At 44.8% G+C, this 19,676-nt stretch carries 16 protein-coding genes; 11 read left to right on the plus strand and 5 right to left on the minus strand.

From position 1 onward, the window contains the following. Positions 1–245 precede the first annotated feature (245 nt). Entirely contained in the window at positions 246–2,417 is a 2,172-nt protein-coding gene (uvrD, locus tag GVO60_RS20260; RefSeq protein ID WP_159657333.1) for a DNA helicase II, read from the minus strand. A 280-nt stretch (positions 2,418–2,697) separates the two neighbouring features. Here uvrD and GVO60_RS20265 point away from each other — a divergent pair, with 280 nt between their 5' ends. The 4 genes from GVO60_RS20265 (at position 2,698) to GVO60_RS20280 (ending at position 5,128) form a co-directional block, all read left to right on the plus strand. Continuing rightward, on the plus strand, positions 2,698–2,958 hold the full coding sequence (locus tag GVO60_RS20265) for a BufA1 family periplasmic bufferin-type metallophore (protein ID WP_159657335.1): 261 nt from the start codon (positions 2,698–2,700) through the stop codon (positions 2,956–2,958). Positions 2,959–3,038: 80 nt separating this feature from the next. Continuing rightward, on the plus strand, positions 3,039–3,902 hold the full coding sequence (gene bufB / locus GVO60_RS20270; protein ID WP_159657337.1) for an MNIO family bufferin maturase: 864 nt from the start codon (positions 3,039–3,041) through the stop codon (positions 3,900–3,902). Further along, complete coding sequence (locus GVO60_RS20275; protein ID WP_159657339.1) at positions 3,899–4,660, plus strand: HvfC/BufC N-terminal domain-containing protein; 762 nt, start codon at positions 3,899–3,901, stop codon at positions 4,658–4,660. Before bufB ends, GVO60_RS20275 begins: the two co-directional genes overlap by 4 nt. Before the next feature lie 12 nt (positions 4,661–4,672). Then, positions 4,673–5,128, plus strand: a complete 456-nt coding sequence (locus GVO60_RS20280; RefSeq protein ID WP_159657341.1) for a DoxX family protein — start codon at positions 4,673–4,675, stop codon at positions 5,126–5,128. Here the strand turns inward: GVO60_RS20280 and GVO60_RS20285 are convergent. Both GVO60_RS20285 and prlC read right to left on the minus strand, forming a co-directional pair. Beyond that, positions 5,125–5,310 carry a hypothetical protein gene (locus GVO60_RS20285; RefSeq protein ID WP_159657342.1) on the minus strand — a complete coding sequence of 62 codons (186 nt, stop codon included), beginning with the start codon at positions 5,308–5,310 and terminating at the stop codon, positions 5,125–5,127. The two genes, GVO60_RS20280 and GVO60_RS20285, sit on opposite strands and share 4 nt — an antisense overlap. A 105-nt stretch (positions 5,311–5,415) precedes the next feature. Beyond that, positions 5,416–7,458, minus strand: a complete 2,043-nt coding sequence (prlC, locus tag GVO60_RS20290) for an oligopeptidase A (protein WP_159657344.1) — start codon at positions 7,456–7,458, stop codon at positions 5,416–5,418. Between the two features lie 159 nt (positions 7,459–7,617). Here prlC and GVO60_RS20295 point away from each other — a divergent pair, with 159 nt between their 5' ends. The 7 genes from GVO60_RS20295 to GVO60_RS20325 all read left to right on the plus strand — a co-directional run bounded on the left by GVO60_RS20295 (position 7,618) and on the right by GVO60_RS20325 (position 17,559). Then, positions 7,618–8,457, plus strand: coding sequence for a 23S rRNA (adenine(2030)-N(6))-methyltransferase RlmJ (locus tag GVO60_RS20295; RefSeq protein WP_159657346.1), 840 nt, complete (start codon positions 7,618–7,620; stop codon positions 8,455–8,457). Positions 8,458–8,660: 203 nt separating this feature from the next. Further along, complete coding sequence (gene gorA / locus GVO60_RS20300; RefSeq protein WP_159657348.1) at positions 8,661–10,016, plus strand: glutathione-disulfide reductase; 1,356 nt, start codon at positions 8,661–8,663, stop codon at positions 10,014–10,016. 160 nt (positions 10,017–10,176) lie between these two features. Continuing rightward, a complete protein-coding gene (locus tag GVO60_RS20305; RefSeq protein ID WP_159657350.1) occupies positions 10,177–11,484 on the plus strand; it encodes a serine/threonine protein kinase in 1,308 nt (435 codons plus the stop codon). Position 11,485: 1 nt separating this feature from the next. Further along, the gene (locus tag GVO60_RS20310; protein ID WP_159657352.1) at positions 11,486–12,937 is read left to right on the plus strand and encodes a chromosome partitioning protein ParA; all 1,452 of its coding nucleotides are present in this window, start codon (positions 11,486–11,488) and stop codon (positions 12,935–12,937) included. Then, positions 12,938–13,513, plus strand: a complete 576-nt coding sequence (locus GVO60_RS20315; RefSeq protein ID WP_159657354.1) for an ECF-type sigma factor — start codon at positions 12,938–12,940, stop codon at positions 13,511–13,513. It abuts the gene before it with no gap. Continuing rightward, entirely contained in the window at positions 13,510–15,060 is a 1,551-nt protein-coding gene (locus GVO60_RS20320; RefSeq protein WP_159657355.1) for a hypothetical protein, read from the plus strand. Before GVO60_RS20315 ends, GVO60_RS20320 begins: the two co-directional genes overlap by 4 nt. Before the next feature lie 195 nt (positions 15,061–15,255). Then, complete coding sequence (locus GVO60_RS20325; protein ID WP_159657357.1) at positions 15,256–17,559, plus strand: acid phosphatase; 2,304 nt, start codon at positions 15,256–15,258, stop codon at positions 17,557–17,559. Between the two features lie 74 nt (positions 17,560–17,633). On the opposite strand, the gene GVO60_RS20330 is transcribed toward GVO60_RS20325, so the two are convergent. Both GVO60_RS20330 and GVO60_RS20335 read right to left on the minus strand, forming a co-directional pair. Beyond that, positions 17,634–18,581 (minus strand): SPOR domain-containing protein, encoded by a 948-nt coding sequence (locus tag GVO60_RS20330; RefSeq protein WP_159657359.1) that lies wholly within the window; start codon positions 18,579–18,581, stop codon positions 17,634–17,636. A gap of 156 nt (positions 18,582–18,737) precedes the next feature. Next, on the minus strand, positions 18,738–19,676 hold the full coding sequence (locus GVO60_RS20335) for an ABC transporter permease (RefSeq protein WP_159657361.1): 939 nt from the start codon (positions 19,674–19,676) through the stop codon (positions 18,738–18,740).

Genomic DNA, 19,676 nt, shown 5'->3' on the forward strand with positions numbered 1-19,676 from the left:
AAGGATTTGATGCATGGAGCACTTTTAGTAGCCGGATTGCTGCGAGTAAGACTATAACCCCGATGGGCGCAAGCCCTCGGGGTTTTTCTTTATCTTTTTATCTGCATAATTGAACTCGCTGCTACGTTAACTTCGCTTGTACACCCCATCACATAGGTTCCCTATGCTCAGGGGCTTCACTCACTTATTGCCTTGCAGCAAGCCCAATTCTTTTGATAAAAACACTCTCAATAGAGACTGAAAATTTATAGGGTTTCTAACTTAGCGTAAGCAGTCACCAACCACTTAATCCCTTCACCGTTAAAGGCAACTTGCACTCGGCTTTGTGGACCACTGCCTTCAAAATTGATGATAGTGCCTTCGCCAAATTTCGGGTGCATGACTCGTGAGCCAAGGCTAAAGCCAGTTTCATTAAAAGTCTCTTTTACTACCGTTTGGCTAAAGCGGCCTGCACTGGTTGGACGGCTGACTTGCGCTTTCATACGCACTTCATCCAAACACTTTTCCGGTAATTCGCGAATAAAACGCGACGGCTTATGGTATTTATCTTGGCCATATAAGCGGCGCATTTCAGCGTAAGTGATGTAAAGCTTTTCCATCGCTCGGGTCATACCAACGTAGCAAAGACGACGCTCTTCCTCCAAACGCCCTGCTTCTTCAGCTGACATTTGGCTTGGGAACATTCCTTCCTCTACACCAACCATGAAGACTAATGGAAACTCTAGACCTTTCGCACTGTGCAGAGTCATCAATTGCACTGCATCGTCAAACTCATCCGCTTGACCCTCACCGGCTTCTAATGCAGCGTGAGTCAAGAACGCCGTCAGCAGGGTCATTTCATCCGCTTCTTCTGGCTTTTCAAACTGACGGGTTGCGGTAACCAGTTCTTCCAAGTTTTCAATACGAGCTTTTGATTTCTCGCCTTTTTCTTGCTCGTACATCGCAAACAGGCCGGAGTATTTGATCACATGGTCTGTCTGTTCATGCAGTGGCATTTCACAGGTGTCATCTTCTAGCGCATTAACCAACTCAACAAAGCGACTCAACGCGCCCGCAGCTCGACCTGCTAAAACTTTATCTTCCAACAATCGAATACTGGCTTGCCACATGGTGCTGCCTTGATCGCGAGCAGCGAAACGAATCGTCTCTAGTGTTTTATCACCCAAACCACGCGTTGGCGTATTCACCACTCGCTCAAAGGCAGCATCGTCGTTACGGTTCGACATTAAGCGAAGATAGCTCAGCGCATCTTTGATCTCTTGGCGCTCGAAGAATCGCATGCCACCATAAATACGATACGGCAATCCAGCTTGAATCAAGGCTTCTTCAAGTACACGAGACTGGGCGTTGTTTCGATACAACATCGCCGCATCGTTAAGAATGCCGCCCTTGTCTTGCCACTCTTTAATTTTGTTAACTGCAAAGCGGGCTTCATCTAACTCGTTGTAGGCTGAGTAAACAGAGATAGGCTCACCTTCCGCACCATCGGTCCACAGCTCTTTACCCATGCGCTCAGTATTGTTGGCAATCAGGGTATTCGATGCTTCAAGGATGGTTTTCGTTGAACGGTAATTTTGCTCTAGTCGCACCGTGTTAACACTTGGGAACTCAAGCGTAAATTTCTCGATGTTTTCAATTTTCGCGCCGCGCCAACCATAGATAGATTGGTCATCATCACCAACAATCATAACGTGTGCATCAGGACCCGCCATCATGCGCAACCAAGCATATTGAATGTTGTTAGTATCTTGGAATTCGTCAACTAAGATATGCTTGAAGCGCGCCTGGTAGTGCTCACGGATGTGTTTTTTATCACGCAATAGCTCATGCGTACGCAACAAAATTTCTGCGAAATCAACCAAACCCGCACGATCACATGCTTCTTGATAAGCGGTATAAAGCTGAAGGTAAGTTTTAGTGATCGGATCGTGGTACGCATCAATATGACTTGGGCGTAAGCCTTCATCTTTCTTGCCATTAATCCACCACGCAGCTTGCTTCGCTGGCCACTGTTTCTCGTCTAGGTTCTGAGCTTTAATCAGACGACGAAGAAGGCGAACTTGATCATCCGTATCGATAATTTGAAAATCTTCTGGCAACTTAGCATCAAGATAATGAGCGCGTAAGATTCGGTGACAGATACCATGGAATGTACCATTCCACATCCCTGATGCACTGCCCATCATGAGCTCTTCAATACGTCCACGCATCTCTGCCGCAGCCTTGTTAGTAAAGGTTACGGACATAATCGAAAATGGGGAGGCTTGCTCAACGGACATCAGCCACGCAATTCGGTGCACCAAGACGCGTGTTTTACCACTCCCCGCACCTGCAAGTACAAGTAAGTTTTCTAGTGGGGCGGCAACGGCTTCACGCTGCTTGTCGTTTAGACCATCGAGAAGTAATGAAGGATCCATTCGGGGCTCAGCTACTGGTTATCTATACATGAAAAGTGATTATAACCTAAACAGAGCCCGCATTTCAGGAGAAAACCAATAAAATATTACGACTAATTTTCGCCTTATTATTCATAAACTTACATCAACTAAAATAATAAAAATCACTTCTTCTATAATTTTTTTGAAAGTTTTTTTGCTGCTTTTCTATCCTTTTGAATAAGCATGTTAGCTAAACACCCTTGGTTAACTTGCCCAATGAAACTCAAGGAAAAGTAAATAAAAGTCTGAGGAAATTACGATGAAAAAATCAAATCTTGCTGTTACTGCTGCTGTTACTGGTCTTCTAGCTCTAGGTGGCACAATGCTTACTGCTGCGCCTGCTTTTGCAGCAGAAAAAGAGAAATGCTATGGCGTATCTAAAGCGGGCAAAAATGACTGTGCAACTAAAACAAGTTCATGTGCAGGTACAGCAAAAGAAGATAACCAAACCGATGCATTTGTTGTTGTTCCTAAAGGACTTTGCGGCAAGTTAACTGGTGGTAGCACTCAGTCTTCATAATTCTTATCTGCTACCTAATCGATGTGGCGGCTTAGGCTCAACGGGCCGCCCATCAATTACCGCTCGCAAAGGACTCGCACGTGAACAACAATAACTATCACAAACACATTGGTGTAGGGCTGCGATCACCTCATCTGGATTTTTTCTCCACTCAACAGCCTGCGCTCTCGTGGTTAGAAATTCATAGCGAAAACTATTTTCAGCCTTACTCGGCAGCACGACAAACGCTGCGTCAACTTGTCGAACACTATCAAATTAGTTGCCATGGTATTGGTTTATCGCTCGGTAGCGTAGAGCGTGTCAGCCAAAATCACTTAAAGCAACTCAAACAATTGGTCGATGAAGTACAACCTTTTCTTGTCTCTGACCATTTAAGTTGGAGTGAAAATGGTGGTCACTACTTTAATGACCTACTACCGCTCCCTTACACCGAAGAAGCGTTGCAGGTATTTTGTCGCAACGTCGATGAAGTCCAAGATTACCTACAAAGACCCATTCTGATTGAGAATCCATCTAGCTACGTGAAATTCCAACACTCAACGATTAACGAATGGGATTTTTTGACTGAAGTGCAACGTCGCACCGATTGCCGCCTGCTGCTCGACCTGAACAATATTCATGTCTCTGCGTTTAACCACGGCTTCGATACCAAAACCTACCTTGATGCCATTCCAGCTGAATGTGTGGATGAAATTCACTTGGCAGGATTTACCGTCAAACAGTTAGAAAAAGGGGAAATTTGGATTGATACCCATAGCAAACCCGTTAGCGATGAGGTTTGGAAGCTATATGAGCAATGGTTAAGCCAATATGGCTCGCGTCACACTCTGATTGAATGGGATTTGGATATTCCACAGCCAGAAATTTTGCTCGCAGAAGCAGATAAAGCCAACACTCGCGTACTCACTTTTGAATCCCAAACGGCTGAGAGGATTGCCTCATGACATTAGCTCTCGCCAAATTACAACAAACCTTTTCTGCCGCGCTTCATTACCGAGCGAAAGGGGAAGAGTGCAATATCGAAAGTGATCTGTTTACGGCGGACGAACGAATGCAGATCTACCGTAATAACTTCATCATGAGTTTAAGTGAAGTTTTAGAAGCAACCTACCCTATGGTTTGTGCTCTAGTCGGTGAAGAGTGTTTTACTCAGCTCGCTCGTCAGCACGTCCTCCGTTATCCATTGGAAGAGGGAGACGTAACTTACTACGGTGAGCATTTTTGCAACACGATTGAGCGTTTTCCTGCCGTGGTAGATGCCGCTCCATACGCATCTGAAGTTGCGCGCTTTGAATGGCATATCGATCTGGCGCAGCAACTACAAGGAAGTATTCGCCAACCGGAAGATCTGCGGCCTCTTGCTAGGCTCAGCGAAGTGCCACCGGAAGAGCAGCCAACGATTCACTTTCATTTAGCGCCTGGGGTGATTCCCTTTCACTCGCAATATGCCATTTTCTCGCTACGCCAAGCGATTGAACAACAAAGCTTTGATGGTTTAGAGCTGAATGAAACAGAGCAAGGCGCGATTTGCTGCATCAATGATGGGCGGTTATGGACACAATCACTCGACAGTGATGCCTTCTCCTTACTGCAGTACATTCATTCAGGTTGTACGCTTGGTGAGATCCCGCCAGAGCAACTGCCACACCTTAATTTTTTAGTTGAAAGCGAATTAGTCGCTGGGTTTTCGCTTGCGCGATAAAAGGAAAGATAGATGTCGAACTCAATAACAAACTTACTGAAAGGCTATGACTCAGCCATCGACAAAGCGCAATTTGCCTTTGTTCCACTGCTACTGCTCTTTTGCCGACTATGGGTCGCATGGGTATTTTTTAATTCTGGTCTGACTAAGATATCGACTTGGGATAGCACCCTGTTTTTATTCGAATATGAATACCAAGTACCACTTTTACCTTGGCAACTGGCGGCCTATATGGGTACTGCCGCCGAGTTAATCTTGCCGGTATTTGTTGCCATTGGCCTATTAACAAGACCAATGTCAGCCATTCTGTTTGTCTTCAATATTATTGCGGTCGTCTCTTACCCTGTCTTATGGGACAAAGGTTTCTATGACCACCAGCTTTGGGGATTAATGTTACTGATCGTTGTCGTATGGGGACCAGGCCCATTATCCGCTGATAAACTCATTCGCAATAAAGTTGAAAACTAGTCTTCAGAACTCAAGTCATCTTTGACCGAGTTAACTGCGTCACGTGATGCATGACCAATTGCTTTGGTTGTATCGCGTGTCGCATGACCAATCGCCGTCCCTGCCTCTTTTAATTCAGCGCACCCTGATGCACCAACAAGTAAAAAAAGACTCACTAACAATGCTTTAGATAAATTGAGCATATAACCTCCTTGCTAACTAAGTTGCCAATAATACCAATAAACAAAGCCCTTGCCTCATAAAATGAAGCAAGGGCTTAAGCTTATACCTATTCAGTCAGATTCTTGTTAAGCGCTAATACCAGAATGACGTAACAGTGCATCAATTTCTGGCTCACGACCGCGGAAGCGTTTAAATAGCTCCATTGGCTCTTCGCTACCTCCCATTTCTAGGATGTTGTTCAGGAAGCTTTGACCCGTTTCAACGTTAAAGATGCCCTCTTCTTCAAAACGAGAGAAAGCATCTGACGACAAGACTTCAGCCCAAAGATAGCTGTAGTAACCTGCGCTGTAACCACCTGCGAATATATGACCAAAGCTGTGAGAGAAGCGGTTCCACTCTAAGCTAGGCAGAACGGCGACTTTCGATTTCACTTCAGCCAGAGTCTCAAGAACGCGTGGGCCGACTTCTGGATCGAATTCAGTGTGCAACGTGAAATCAAATAGGCCGAACTCTAGTTGGCGCAAGATGAACATCGCTGATTGGAAGTTCTTCGCCGCTAGCATCTTCTCTAGCATCTCTTTTGGTAACGGCTCACCTGTTTCAAAGTGACCAGAGATAAACGCCAGCGCCTCTTCCTCCCAACACCAGTTCTCAAGGAACTGACTTGGCAACTCAACCGCATCCCAAGGCACGCCATTGATACCTGACACTGCGCCCGAATCGACTTTCGTCAACATATGGTGAATACCGTGACCAAATTCGTGGAACAGCGTGACCACTTCATCATGAGTAAACAGTGCGGGCTTATCACCAACAGGACGGTTAAAGTTACACGTTAAGTAAGCCACTGGTGATTGCAGTTCGCCTTCAGCATTGATACGACGTACACGACACTCATCCATCCAAGCGCCACCACGTTTGTGTTCACGCGCATAGAGGTCAAGGTAGAAGCTGCCACGTAGATTGTTATCCGCATCAAAGATGTCAAAGAAGCGGACAGACTCGTGCCAAGTATCCACACCTTCACGTTCTTGAACTGACATGCCAAACACACGCTTAAGCACTTCAAACAGACCGCTTACCGCTTTCGCCTCTGGGAAGTAAGGACGCAGCTCTTCGTCTGAAATTTGGAATAGGTGCTGCTTTTGTTTTTCGCTGTAATAAGCGATATCCCATAGGTTGAGCTCATCAACACCAAACTCTGCTTTAGCAAACTGGCGCAGCTCTTCAACTTCACGTTCGCCTTGCGGTTTCGCTTTGCTTGCTAAATCATTTAAGAAACCAAGTACCTGAGAGGTATTCTCTGCCATCTTGGTGGCTAACGACTTCTCACTGTAGGTATTGAAACCAAGCATACGAGCGATCTCATGACGCAGTTTAAGTTGCTCGTTAATGATTTCGCTGTTATCCCACTCACCCGCTTTCGGACCACGATCTGACGCACGAGTCACGTACGCTTCATACAGCTCTTTACGTAGCTCTTGGTTGTCACAATAAGTCATCACAGGAAGGTAAGAAGGGATATCCAACGTGAGTAGATAACCCTCAAGCTCTTTGGCTTCCGCCGCTGCTTTGGCCGCCGCTAACGCTGACTCCGGCATGCCAGCCAGCTCTTTTTCGTCTGCAACGTGCTTTGTCCAACCCATAGTGGCATCAAGCACATTGTTAGAAAACTTAGAACCTAGCTCAGACATGCGTTTGCTGATCTCACCGTAACGGTGTTGTTCATCAGCCGGCAGCCCGATACCCGATAACTCAAAATCACGCAGTGAATCGGTGATGGTTTTCTTCTGCGCTTGGTTTAATGTCGCAAACTCATCGCTCGCTTTGATCGCTTTATATGCTTCAAATAGACCTTTATGTTGTCCAACCCAAGTGCCGTATTCAGACAATAGTGGCAAACAGCTCTCGTACGCATCACGCAACTCATCGCTATTCACCACAGAATTCATATGGCTCACTGGCGACCAAATGCGGCTTAAACGGTCATCCACCTCTTCGATAGGCGCCACTAAATTCGCCCAGCTTGGAGAAGCGTTATCTTTTAATACAAGTTCAATCTTAGTTCGGCATGCTTCAATCGCTTGCTCAACCGCTGGTTTTACGTGCTCAGGCTTAATCTGTGAAAACGGAGGAAGATCCGTGAAAGTCAGTAGAGGGTTAGACATAAAGCATTCCTTTTGATTCGAAGATGTTATCTCGCGACATCTTTTATTTCTTGTTCGTCTTAGATAGTAAATATAGGTAGGTTCAGCAATTTTCAATAGTAACGTATACTAAGAGCCATCATTCATCATGCTCTTTGCACCTATTCTGAGAGAAATATTTTGTTAAGTTATCGCCATAGCTTTCACGCAGGCAATCATGCCGACGTAATTAAGCATATTGTTCAAAGCCTTATCCTTGATTCTCTTAAGCAGAAGGATAAGCCTTTTGTCTATCATGACACCCACTCTGGCGTTGGTCGCTACGACCTTACTCACGAATGGTCGGAGAAAACCGGTGAATATAAGCAAGGTATTGCGCGAGTTTGGGATCAAAAAGAGATTCCAGCAGATATTCAAGGCTACCTAGACGCGATAAAAACGCTGAACAACGGTGACACCCTACGTTACTACCCAGGCTCACCACGTGTTGCTCGCGCACAAATTCGTCCGCAAGATCGCATGGTATTAACCGAGCTTCACCCAGCTGACCATCCGCTGCTTGAGCAAGAGTTCCATCGCGACCGCCAAGTCGCTATCTATAAAGAAGATGGCTTCAAGCGTCTAAAAGCGAGCTTACCACCACAAGAGCGTCGTGGTCTTGTGCTAATCGACCCACCGTATGAACTTGCAAAAGAGTATCGTGATGTGGTGCAAGCGATCTTCCAAAGCTATAAGCGCTGGGCAACGGGCATCTACGCCATTTGGTATCCAGTGGTTAATCGCTGCGACATCGAAGATATGATTGAAGGACTAGAAGGCCTCGGCATTCGTAAAATTCTGCAAATCGAATTAGGTGTTGCCCCAGATACCAACGAACGCGGAATGACAGCATCAGGCATGATAGTCATCAATCCACCTTGGAAGCTAGAAAGCCAAATGAATGAAATTCTGCCATTCTTAAAAGAAGCAATTGCGCCGGCAACCGGTCACTTTAAAGTGGAATGGATTGTACCGGAATAATCAATTTCAAAAGAGCAGAGTCCAAAAGGCTCTGCTTTATCGCTAATTGTCATAAGCCCTCTCACTTTTTCTCATTGGGAAATGGATGATTGTCGATTTATGATAAGGGACAAAGGACAGCTATGTGCTGCGATTGAGTTTAGTGCTTATCGCCCCAATGTCTTTGGCATAGCAATCAATAATTCAAAAGCTCGGAGAAAGTAATGGCGACTCATTTTGATTACATCTGTATCGGCGGCGGCTCAGGCGGTATCGCATCAGCAAACCGCGCAGCGATGTACGGCGCGAAAGTAGCGCTAATTGAAGCTCAAGATCTAGGTGGCACCTGTGTAAACGTAGGTTGTGTGCCAAAGAAAGTGATGTGGCATGGCGCGCAAATCGCAGATGCAATGAATCTATACGCTGAAGATTACGGCTTCGACGTTGATGTTAAAGGCTTTGACTGGAGCAAACTGGTTGAAAGTCGCCAAGCTTACATTGGTCGCATTCACCAATCTTACGATCGTGTTCTTGGTAACAACAAAGTAAACGTCATCAAAGGCTTTGCTAAATTTGTTGATGAGAAAACCGTTGAAGTAAACGGTGAGCACTACACGGCTGATCACATCCTGATCGCTGTCGGTGGTCGTCCAACTATCCCTAACATCCCTGGTGCTGAGTACGGCATCGACTCAAATGGCTTCTTCGATCTTGAGCAGCAGCCAAAACGCGTGGCGGTTATCGGCGCAGGTTACATCGCAGTAGAAATTGCAGGTGTACTGAATGCGCTAGGCACCGAGACTCACCTATTTGTTCGTAAGGAATCACCGCTACGTAGCTTCGACCCTATGATCATCGAAACATTGGTAGAAGTGATGGAAGCGGAAGGTCCTCAGCTTCATACACACTCTATTCCAAAAGAGATCGTCAAAGAAGCGGATGGTAGCCTGACTCTACACCTAGAAAACGGTAACACGCAGAACGTTGACCAGCTTATTTGGGCAATCGGTCGTCACCCAGCAACGGATGCGATCAACCTGGCGTCAACGGGCGTTGAGACGAATGATCGCGGCTACATCAAAGTAGACGAATTCCAAGCGACTAACGTTCCTGGTATCTACTGTGTGGGTGACATCATGGAAGGCGGTATCGAGCTCACTCCTGTCGCTGTTAAAGCAGGTCGTCAGCTTTCTGAGCGCCTATTCAACGGTAAAGCCAACGCAAAGATGGACTACAACCTAGTTCCGACTGTTGTATTTAGCCACCCACCTATCGGCACTATTGGCCTAACAACTCAAGAAGCTGAAGAGAAGTACGGCAAAGACAACGTGAAAGTGTATACGTCTGGCTTTACGGCAATGTACACTGCGGTAACTAAGCACCGTCAACCATGTAAGATGAAGCTAGTTTGTGCTGGCGAAGAAGAGACTGTAGTCGGCCTACACGGCATCGGCTTCACGGTTGATGAAATGATCCAAGGCTTCGGCGTTGCAATGAAGATGGGCGCAACCAAAGCAGACTTCGACTCTGTCGTTGCTATCCACCCAACTGGCTCGGAAGAGTTTGTTACCATGCGCTAAGCGACTAGCTTGATTTTGAAAAGCAGCCAACTTGGCTGCTTTTTTATTACCCGATCTATCAAATAACCCTTTAACATTCTCAATTTCAATAATTTTAATAAGAAACCTCTGAATTTTTCTATACACTGTACGCCGAAAAATAAATATAAACCGACGTTCAGTGAAGCTAGATTCAAGTAAAACCGATGTGTATTACTTGCTGTTGGATTTAGATGACCAACAAAAAAGAGAAGCCTTAGAAAAACTACAAAAGCAACACCCCTCGCTATACAAACAAGTTGCCCCATTAGTGGCAGCAGAGATGTCCGATCAACTTGATCAGATATTTCAGTTTACGCTTGAGCATAGCGCTTCTCAGCAAGTGGATTACACCAACCGACAAATAGACAAATATCGCATTCTGCACGAGATTGGTCGTGGTGGGATGGGAGTAGTGTATGCTGCGTGCCGCGCAGATGAAGCGTTCGAGCAAAAACTGGCGATCAAATTCCTGCAATCAGACCTTGCACCTATACTCAGCCAACAAGCACTGTTCCAAGAAGCGCAGCTACTCGCGAAACTGAATCATCCTAATATTGCCAAGGTATTTGACGGTGGTATTCACAACGAATCCGTCTACATCGTAATGGAGCAAATCGAGGGCCAATCACTGGCTGATTATGACAAAACTCAACTCAATAAAAATGAACGCCTTCAACTCGTTGTCCAACTTTGTAATGCTCTAGAACATAGCCATCAGCAAGGGGTCGTGCATGGCGATCTGAAACCCGACAATATTTTGATCGACAGCAATCAGCAGGTGAAGCTGATTGATTTTAATCTGACCCAAAAAACCAATCAGGATAGCAACAGCCAACTAATTGCATTCAATAAAGAGTACGCAAGTCCAGAGCAGCAATCTCAAGCAACATTGACCCCCTTGAGTGACATTTACTCGGTAGGCAAACTTCTGAACTGGCTATTCCCAAATGAGCGCACTTTATCTGATCTTTGGGCTATTCAGCACCATGCTACCGATTTAGCGCCAACCAAACGTTATTCCAGTATCGATAAGGTTCGACTGGATATTGAAGCAGTGCTCTCCAAAAGACCGGTATCGCAGAAAAAAAGCATTCCGTTTTATCCATCATTGCGCCTATTTCAACGCAATCCTATCACCAGTAGCCTATGCCTATTGTTAGCACTCTCAGGGGCTTTCTTTACTCACTTTTTAGTTGCAAAGAATCAACAGCTACAAAAAGAAAAACAAATTGCGGAAAACATGATTTTCGAGGTTTCAAGCATGATGTTTCATTCAAAAAGTTTGGCTGCCCAGGAAATGCCATTGCACGCCGTTGTCGATTTAACTCGACGCCGCATTCTTGCTAACCCCGAAATACCAAAACATATCAAGCACAAACTGCTATTGGTCATGATGACCCCCATTGAAGAAAAAGCAGCACCTACCCCAACCCAAAATGAGAGTTAAAATGCGCACCATCTATCAAACACTTTCATGGTTAAGCCTACTATTACCCTCATTTTGCTTGGCCAATGATACGTCAATTGAAACCGGCTACTTTATCGATTCCCCCGTTACTGGTCTCTACTACCAGACGAGCTCGAATCTAAGTGGTCGAACAGATAAAGGGGCTTTTCAATTCCGCTCGGGCGATGTTGTAAACTTTTTCTTAGGGGAGGATGAAAACGACTACTTATTATCTACGGTTTCAGCGCAATCGGTTTTGACGCCCAATCATATCTCGACAAAACCAAGCCGTAGCATCAACATTACTCGACTGCTGCTTTCTTTAGACAGTACACCCAAAAATCGCCAAGAGATTTTATTACTCGACTCGCAATTAAGTGACGCTCGATTTCAAGAAGCGCTGACTAAAATTGACCTCAACCAACTGGTGGAGGACGACATAAAAAACCTACAGCTTGATCATTTGGCGTCAGTACAAGAAGCGGTTGAACATTTAAATCAGAGTCAGAAGTACATTCGTGAAAACTTTCAATCTGAGCAGGTTATTTTTGAGCCTATCAATCGCTATTTAACCAACGTCATCATTAAACAACGTGACAACGCCGGCCGCCTATGCGCTTTTGATCTGAGACTGCGTAATCACCCCAATTACAAGCCTCCTATCGGCAAGCTAACTTATAAAATCACTCAAAATTCCATAGTGGAATACCCTGATATTGGTGATGACTTCAGAGGTTGCCAAATACAACCACGCCAAGATACTGAGCAAGTGGAAACTCCACTAGCACAGTACCCAGATAGCTATGGAACCTTCCACTGTGCGGCTCGTGGATGCACGCGTAATGATTTGAACGGCTTTACTATTGATGATTTCAACGATGAAGGTGACTACAAATACCGCTCGATTGCCATTAACTTCGATCCGACAACTCAACTGTTAATGGAGAAATCGCAGGGGTTAGGTGTAAGAGAGAATATTACTCACCCAAACAAAGGTGAAAAGATCTGGTTTACCTTTCCCAAGGAACACTTCACTCGCTTGAATTATCAAGGCGTATGGCGTCAGACCACCTACGAACAAAACCAGATAGACGAAAGCTGCTTATGGATTGCAAACGGCCTAATTAAGCGTGCTGACCTTGTCGGTGACCAATGCCCTTTGAGTCGAGACCACTATCAGCAGAACGTGACTCATCAATTTGCCGATATGTGGTGGGTGCGAGCAGACACACCAACCGCTTCCATTGAGCAACTCAACCTGATAGTCCGCTGGTATCTACCAAAACAACCAAGACCCAAGTACACCACATGGGAGTATCTACCCGCAGGTGAGAAGTGGGACAAAGGTGTACTTTATCGTTACCAGCAACAACTCACAAAAACACAAGATGGAACAGAGCTACTTCGCACAGAGAGTGTCTCTGAATACAGAAAAGTTAAGGAGAGTATTTAAATGGCTTCAGCCACTTCGTTAACTCAAATCATTCACCAATGGCAATCGGGTGATAAACAAGCCGAGCATCATCTGTATCAATTTGCCTACCTACAACTAAGAAAAATCGCCCAACAAGAGAGAGCTCGTAGCGCCAAAAAGTATGGCGAAGCCAATCAGGTTCTGGCAGATAGCGTCAATAGCACAACCGCATTGATTCATGAAGCCTACTTAAAAATGTCAAAGTCAGACCTATCAGAAGTCGCTTCTCAGAGAGAATTCTATTTGATGGCGGCTAAAATCATGCGCCAGATTTTGATCGACAATGCACGCTCACAACAGGCTCAAAAAAGGCAGCTGCTCTATCTAGAGCCAGAGCAAAGTGAACAACGCTTTGAACAACTCTTTATACTCGACCGAGCATTAGACAACTTTAGTGATCGCTACCCAAGGCAATCCAATGCGCTCAAACTGAAGTACCTGATGGGGCTCAAGAACCAAGAAATTAGTCAACTACTGGAGTGCAGCAGTAGCCTTATAGAGAAAGACCTAAAATTCTCTCGCAGTTGGCTTCAGTCTCGTATGGCTGCATCATGAAAAAGAAAATCACGCTAGGAGCCGTTATACTCCTAGCAACATTGAGCTTTAGTCAGTTTCAATCTGCCAGTGATGATACCCAACTAAATAGCCCGAGTGATCACTTATCTATTGAACCGAACAATAAGTCATTGACTGAGCTTCAAACCAACTCATTTGATGGAAAAACAAACTCCGCTTTTGATGATGAAAATACGGGGCTAGCCCGTGTGAAGCCTACCAACACACCTGAAGTTCAAACCAATCACGAAACCGCCCCACCTCTGACAGAAGCACAACACTGGTATAGCGACGACTCTATCCACCAAACAGAAGTAATAAACCCAACGAAAATGCCACTTGAGGGCGTCGGCGAGAATTCCCTTCCTTTTATCGTACAAGACATTTACCAACAGCTTCAGCAGCAGATAGATAACTGGACACTGTCCGAGTCTGAAGCCATCCACTATCAACTCAATGTGAGCAATCTGTTTGATGACCCTGATAACGACTTGTTGTCCTCACGTATTTCCCTTAACTTGGCGGGCGTAAAGCTTTCTGGAAACCACTTAATCACGCTATCTGGCACGCCTAAAACAACCACCTCTCCAAGCTTGACCATTGCCGCTCAAGATAGTTACCACGGTGAACAGTGGGTAGAAGCACACTTCACTCTACCTAGCATCAACCATGACCTAGCAACACAGCACCCACTCGAAGGCGAGTTGTTGTTTCGCTTGGAAAGCAGTAATGAGTTTGCCGGACAATATACTCTGTATGAAGTGGTGTACTGCCAAGCATTTAAATTCATCAACCAAGAGGTCTATTTTGCTACAGCAAGTAATCGATCACACTGCCCGACAGAAGCTCAGCTAACCAAAGTCGGTAGCTATCATATCGATAACGAACACATTGTTATTTCAAACCAAAATTCATATCTTGCAGCCAACCAACGCTGGCAACTTCAACATCAATACCCATCTAGCGTGAAGACTGATGTGACGAATTACTTCGTCTCTGTACATGACGGCAACCAATATGAAAGTTACACCATGCAAAAAGATGTCAAAGCAATGGAGCAAAGGCTCAGTGCAATGACGGGCCAATACTTGTTTCAAATAACGTGGTTTGACTATCTACTACCAATACCAAACCATCAATTTTTGCCTATTAAAGTCGGTAACTACCTATTTGATCACCAAGAAAATATTGCAGGGCCAAATAACGAAACCATCGATTCAGATCTTAACCTAAAGGCTTATGGGACTAGCTTAAACTGTGAAAACGTCGCGACCTGGTATGAGGTTGATGTCGTGGGTGGTCAAGGAGAATATGGGATAGAGCTGGTTTCTTCATCTGATTCCTCGAACCCGCGTTATAACGTTGAATGTTTGGAGTACATCAGTAACCCAGAAACAGGGCAGATTTCACTGGCTTTTGATGCAGCCTATACCCCTTATGACAAGTTTGTCGATGGTGAGATCTACAGCTACATACTCAGACCGAAGCCACAATACGCAGATAAAGTCGAAGAGCTAAAAATCAATATGATTTATCGACAGCCTTAGGGAAAAACAACCAATCCAACAAATAGAGAAAATAAATAAAAAAAATTACGGTTTTTTTGCTGTTTTCCGTGCCTTGCTTTCGCCTGGATGCAACGGTAAAAAGTGACCAATTTATCAGCAAACTAAACTTTGGGCTTAAAATTTTAGTGTGCTGAATACTTATAAAGAGCTTAAACAAGCAAGGAAATATTTAGAATGAAGAAGATCAGTTTACTAGCAACGTCAGTCGCAATTGCGTTAACCGGTTGTGGTGGTGGTTCAGGTGGCAGTAGTGATGACAATACAACTCGTGATGGCGTAATCCTAACAGGCTTTGATGGTTATTTTAAAAATGCCGTAGTATTTGTCGACAACAACAATAACGGTCAATGGGACATCACTACAGATACGTTTCTAGGCTTAACAGACGGCCGTGGTCAAATCAATGTTGGTTCGAGCAAACCACAAGGTACACTTGCACTCCAAACCCTAACACCAGGCGGGACAGCTCAAGGAAAACTGATCTCTGTTGATGCTGAAAAATATGCTGGCGTATACACCGTAGATATGGATTTGCCAGGGCAACCAATGGAGCATGAGTTGGTCTTCCGTGCACCAAACTCATCAAATGTGATTTCTCCTATTACTGATCTTGTGGCAATTGAAGTTGAAAGTGGCAAATCACTTGAGGCAGCAGAAGAAGCAGTAAAAGAAGCGCTGACAGGTCAAACAGACGGTGACATCAACCTATACTCTGATTACGTAGACGGAGCGCAAGCCGATTCTAAACTGCATAAAACTGCGCAGATCCTTACAGAAACTAAAGCTGCAAACCCTAGTACTTACCAAGACTCTGCCACTGAGATTGCCAAAGAAGCAGATAAAGCCGTAGAGGAAATAGCACAAACAAACCCTGAACTGCTTGATGAAGACAGCTTCAAGCCTGTGGTGCCTGTCTCAGGTAGCGGTTCCGTATCACCGATCCCAAGCGATACGATTGATAATCCAAGCTTTAAAACCACAGTTAATGACGATGTCCATGATGCCATCCAAGAGTCACTAGACTCACTTGATCTAGAACTGGGAATGGCAGGTTCAACAGATTACTTTATTCAACTTGATCTAACAGGCTTGTTTGAAGATAAAGACATTCAAGAGATCGACTTGAGCTACATTAAGGTTGACGACAGCTCACTTAATGGCAGTAACATCCAAACCGTTTACAGCTATGATACCCAGAAGCTAAATATTGGCGTCAGCCCAAGTGAAAGCATTATCAAGGCTGGTGAGTTTGAAATCATCGTCGAGATTGGAAATTCAGAGCACACCAATTACACCACAGCTATTTTCACGTTAGAAGTTGACGAAGGAGAAGCTCAAGCACCTGAGTATTCAGAGAATGACCTAGCTGGCCTACAAGACGGTGTCGATCTTTGGGAGCTAATCAAAGGTACAGATTTAGGTGAAGGCTACACGCTAGACTTTTCTGGGTTATTCAACGGGGAAAACCTCACTCTAACTTTTTCTTCTAACGCAACAACCAATGGTCTTATCTTTGACGCCATGGGCGAAGGCCTGATCGGTGTGCAAGGTACGCCAATTCGTTCCGAAAATGAAGATGACACAGATTACACTATTAAGTTAACGGCAACAGACCGAGCAGGTCTCTCAACAACTGTCGAACTTGAACTACCAGAAGTTCAACAAGCTGCAACTCCAGAGCCAGAGCCTCAACACCCGCTAGTAGGCCAGACTCTCTACTTCATTGAAACGCCAGAAGGAGACGACGAGGTTCAATTGAACTACTGCGAGACTTTCCATTTAGAAGGCGGTCAGGTTTACTTTGGCAGTGATTCTTACAATGGTGATTTAACTAAAAGCTGTGCGCCAGTGTCTGATACAGCCAGCGCAACTTACACCATCGAAGGAAATGTTATCACCATCCGCGAAGATGACTATGACCCAATGACTCTAGAGATCAAACATACTTCTACAGTAGGAGATAACCCTCGCTATATAGTAAACAGTGTGGAATTGGACTCAGGTGACGATGACTACTATTCAGCATTTGAAGCTCTGACCAACAAAGCTGAAGCTGAAAGTCGACTCAACACCGTCTCGACAGGTACATGGGAAAATACAGCTCAATTAACCACACTCTTCATTAATGGAGATTACGTAGAACTGTACATCACCCCACAAATGCGAAATAACGCAAACGACGGTGAAGTAGCTGATGCAGACCTTTTCATTGACAATCCAAACGGTGATATTTCTTGTTCAGACATTCAAAATTCGTTTGATGCAGGCTTCTTTGGCGAAGAATGGGCAAACTTTACCGAAGATAACAAGTGTTGGACGCAGACTGAAGACGATAAGGAATACGTAAGCTTAGACTTTGACTACAGCAATGAGTTTACTAACCCAAGCACTCATCGTATCCAACTGATGGGCCTTACTGATCGAGTACCTTCATTCAATATGAACATTCAGTATGTAGGTGATAGTGCTTACGATTAAATAGCTCTAAAAGTCATAACTTTAACAAAGCCCCGCAATCGCGGGGCTTTTTATAGTCTTGAATGATAGGGAAATCACTTCACACACATCACATTCAACAATGACGAGCCTTTCAGTTGATTAACCTTGCCACTAAAGAATAGACCTGCTTTTTGCGATCCCCAGTAAGGTAAGTGCATTGGCCACTTGTCTTTTTCCATCACTTTCGAATCCAATAATGCCTGCCACTCTACTGGCGTTGCTAAACGCATTCCTTGTCGGTAACAGGTTTTATACGCTTGCTCGTAACTCATTCGATTCCATGGTAAATCGTGTTCCATATAGAATTGATCATCGCTGAACATGATGTAAGGCACTTGGTATTCAACACCATCGATAGAAGCAGTTAAACGAATCGCAACTTCACTTTCTATCTTATCTTTCGCTGGACGAGTGTTTGAAATAGCTGGAGTAGAAACCACAGGCGGTAAAACAGTTGTTGCTTGCTTAACTGGAGCAGGAACGGGCTTCGGTTCAACTTTTTGCTTTGCTTTTGGCTTTACAACAGGTTTAGGCGCTGGTTTAGTTTGTTTGGCAGGCGCACCTTTTACAATCTCTCGCACGAACGCTTCTTTGTAATCCGAGAGTTGCTTCACTTTTGCTAATTCACCTTTCACCACAGAAAAATCTTGATACGGACCTATCAAACAACGATACGCTTTAGACTCCGGCTTCAGCCATACATCCGTTGATATGTGCTGATACAACGCTTTTGCCTTTTGTAGCGACAAAGGCTTACTGTACACACCACACTGTATCCAAAACTGAGACTCTTGGCCTTTAGGTTTCTGCTTTCCCCACAAACCTTTACCTATTGGACACGATTGATCTAATTGCGGTAACTCTTGAGTCGATACCTGAGTGGCATCACATAGAAACTCGTCCGCAAAAGATGGCGCGGATATCATTGGCAAGGCTAATAATGCAGTGCTCAAGAGTGTTACTAATGGTCGCTTTGGCATCACAGCCATCTTCATATCCATACCCTTAATTCAAACCTTTAGTTTCCTATCCTAGCGATGGGATAGTGTGACATTATTGACGGCTCACGGCTGAGAAAAATAGATGCAAAAAAAGAGCCGTAACAAGTTACGACTCTTAGTGTAGTGAAATTTTTAGATTAAAATCTAAGGGTTAGATCACCCTTTGTAGATTTTCGGGTTAAATACATCACGTAGCCAGTCACCCAGTAGGTTAATCACCAATACTAACGTCACCAAAACAATCCCAGGGAAAGCGGTAATCCACCATGCACCTGAGAAGATGTAGTTAAAACCAATACTGATCAGTGCACCGAGTGAAGGTTGGTCTACCGGTAAACCTAAACCTAGGAAGGAAAGTGCCGCCTCAGACATGATGGCATTTGCCACCTGAACCGTCGAGATAACCAAGATTGGTGATAAACAGTTAGGCAAAATATGTCGGAACATAATACGCGGTGCCTTAAAACCCATCACACGCGCAGCTTCAACGTATTCTTTCTTCTTCTCAGCCAATACGGATGCACGAATGGTACGCGCATACTGAGGCCATTCTGCCACACCAATGATCACCACCAGCATGACAACGGCGTACTGACTGTAGAAGTCACTGCCAAAGCTGGCTTTGAATATGGCTGACACAATGATCGCAACCATCATGGTTGAGAATGAAAGCTGTACGTCAGCAAATCGCATCAAAAAGCTATCAATACGACCACCAAAGTAACCCGCAGACAATCCAATCACGATACCAAGAAAGAGCTGAAGGCCAACGGCCAGAAAACCAATCGTCAAAGACAATCGAGAACCATAAAGAATGGTCGATAAAATGTCTCGGCCCTGCTCATCTGTCCCCAAAAGGAAACGAGAATCCCCATCTTCCATCCAAGACGGTGGTAATTCCGAGTCCATGATATCGATAGAGGCTAGATCATAAGGGTCCGTTGGTGATAGAACTGGCGCTGCCAATGCCATCACCAAGAACATCATGAAGATGGTAAAACTTGTCATCGCGACTTTGTCACGCTTGAAGTAATACAAGAAATCAGACTGTTTAAATCGCTCCCAACGAGAAGGAGCTGCTGCTGTTTGACTCAT

Origin of the sequence: Vibrio atypicus (assembly GCF_009811315.1) — a bacterium.
In the GTDB taxonomy this organism is placed as follows: Bacteria; Pseudomonadota; Gammaproteobacteria; order Enterobacterales; family Vibrionaceae; genus Vibrio; species Vibrio atypicus.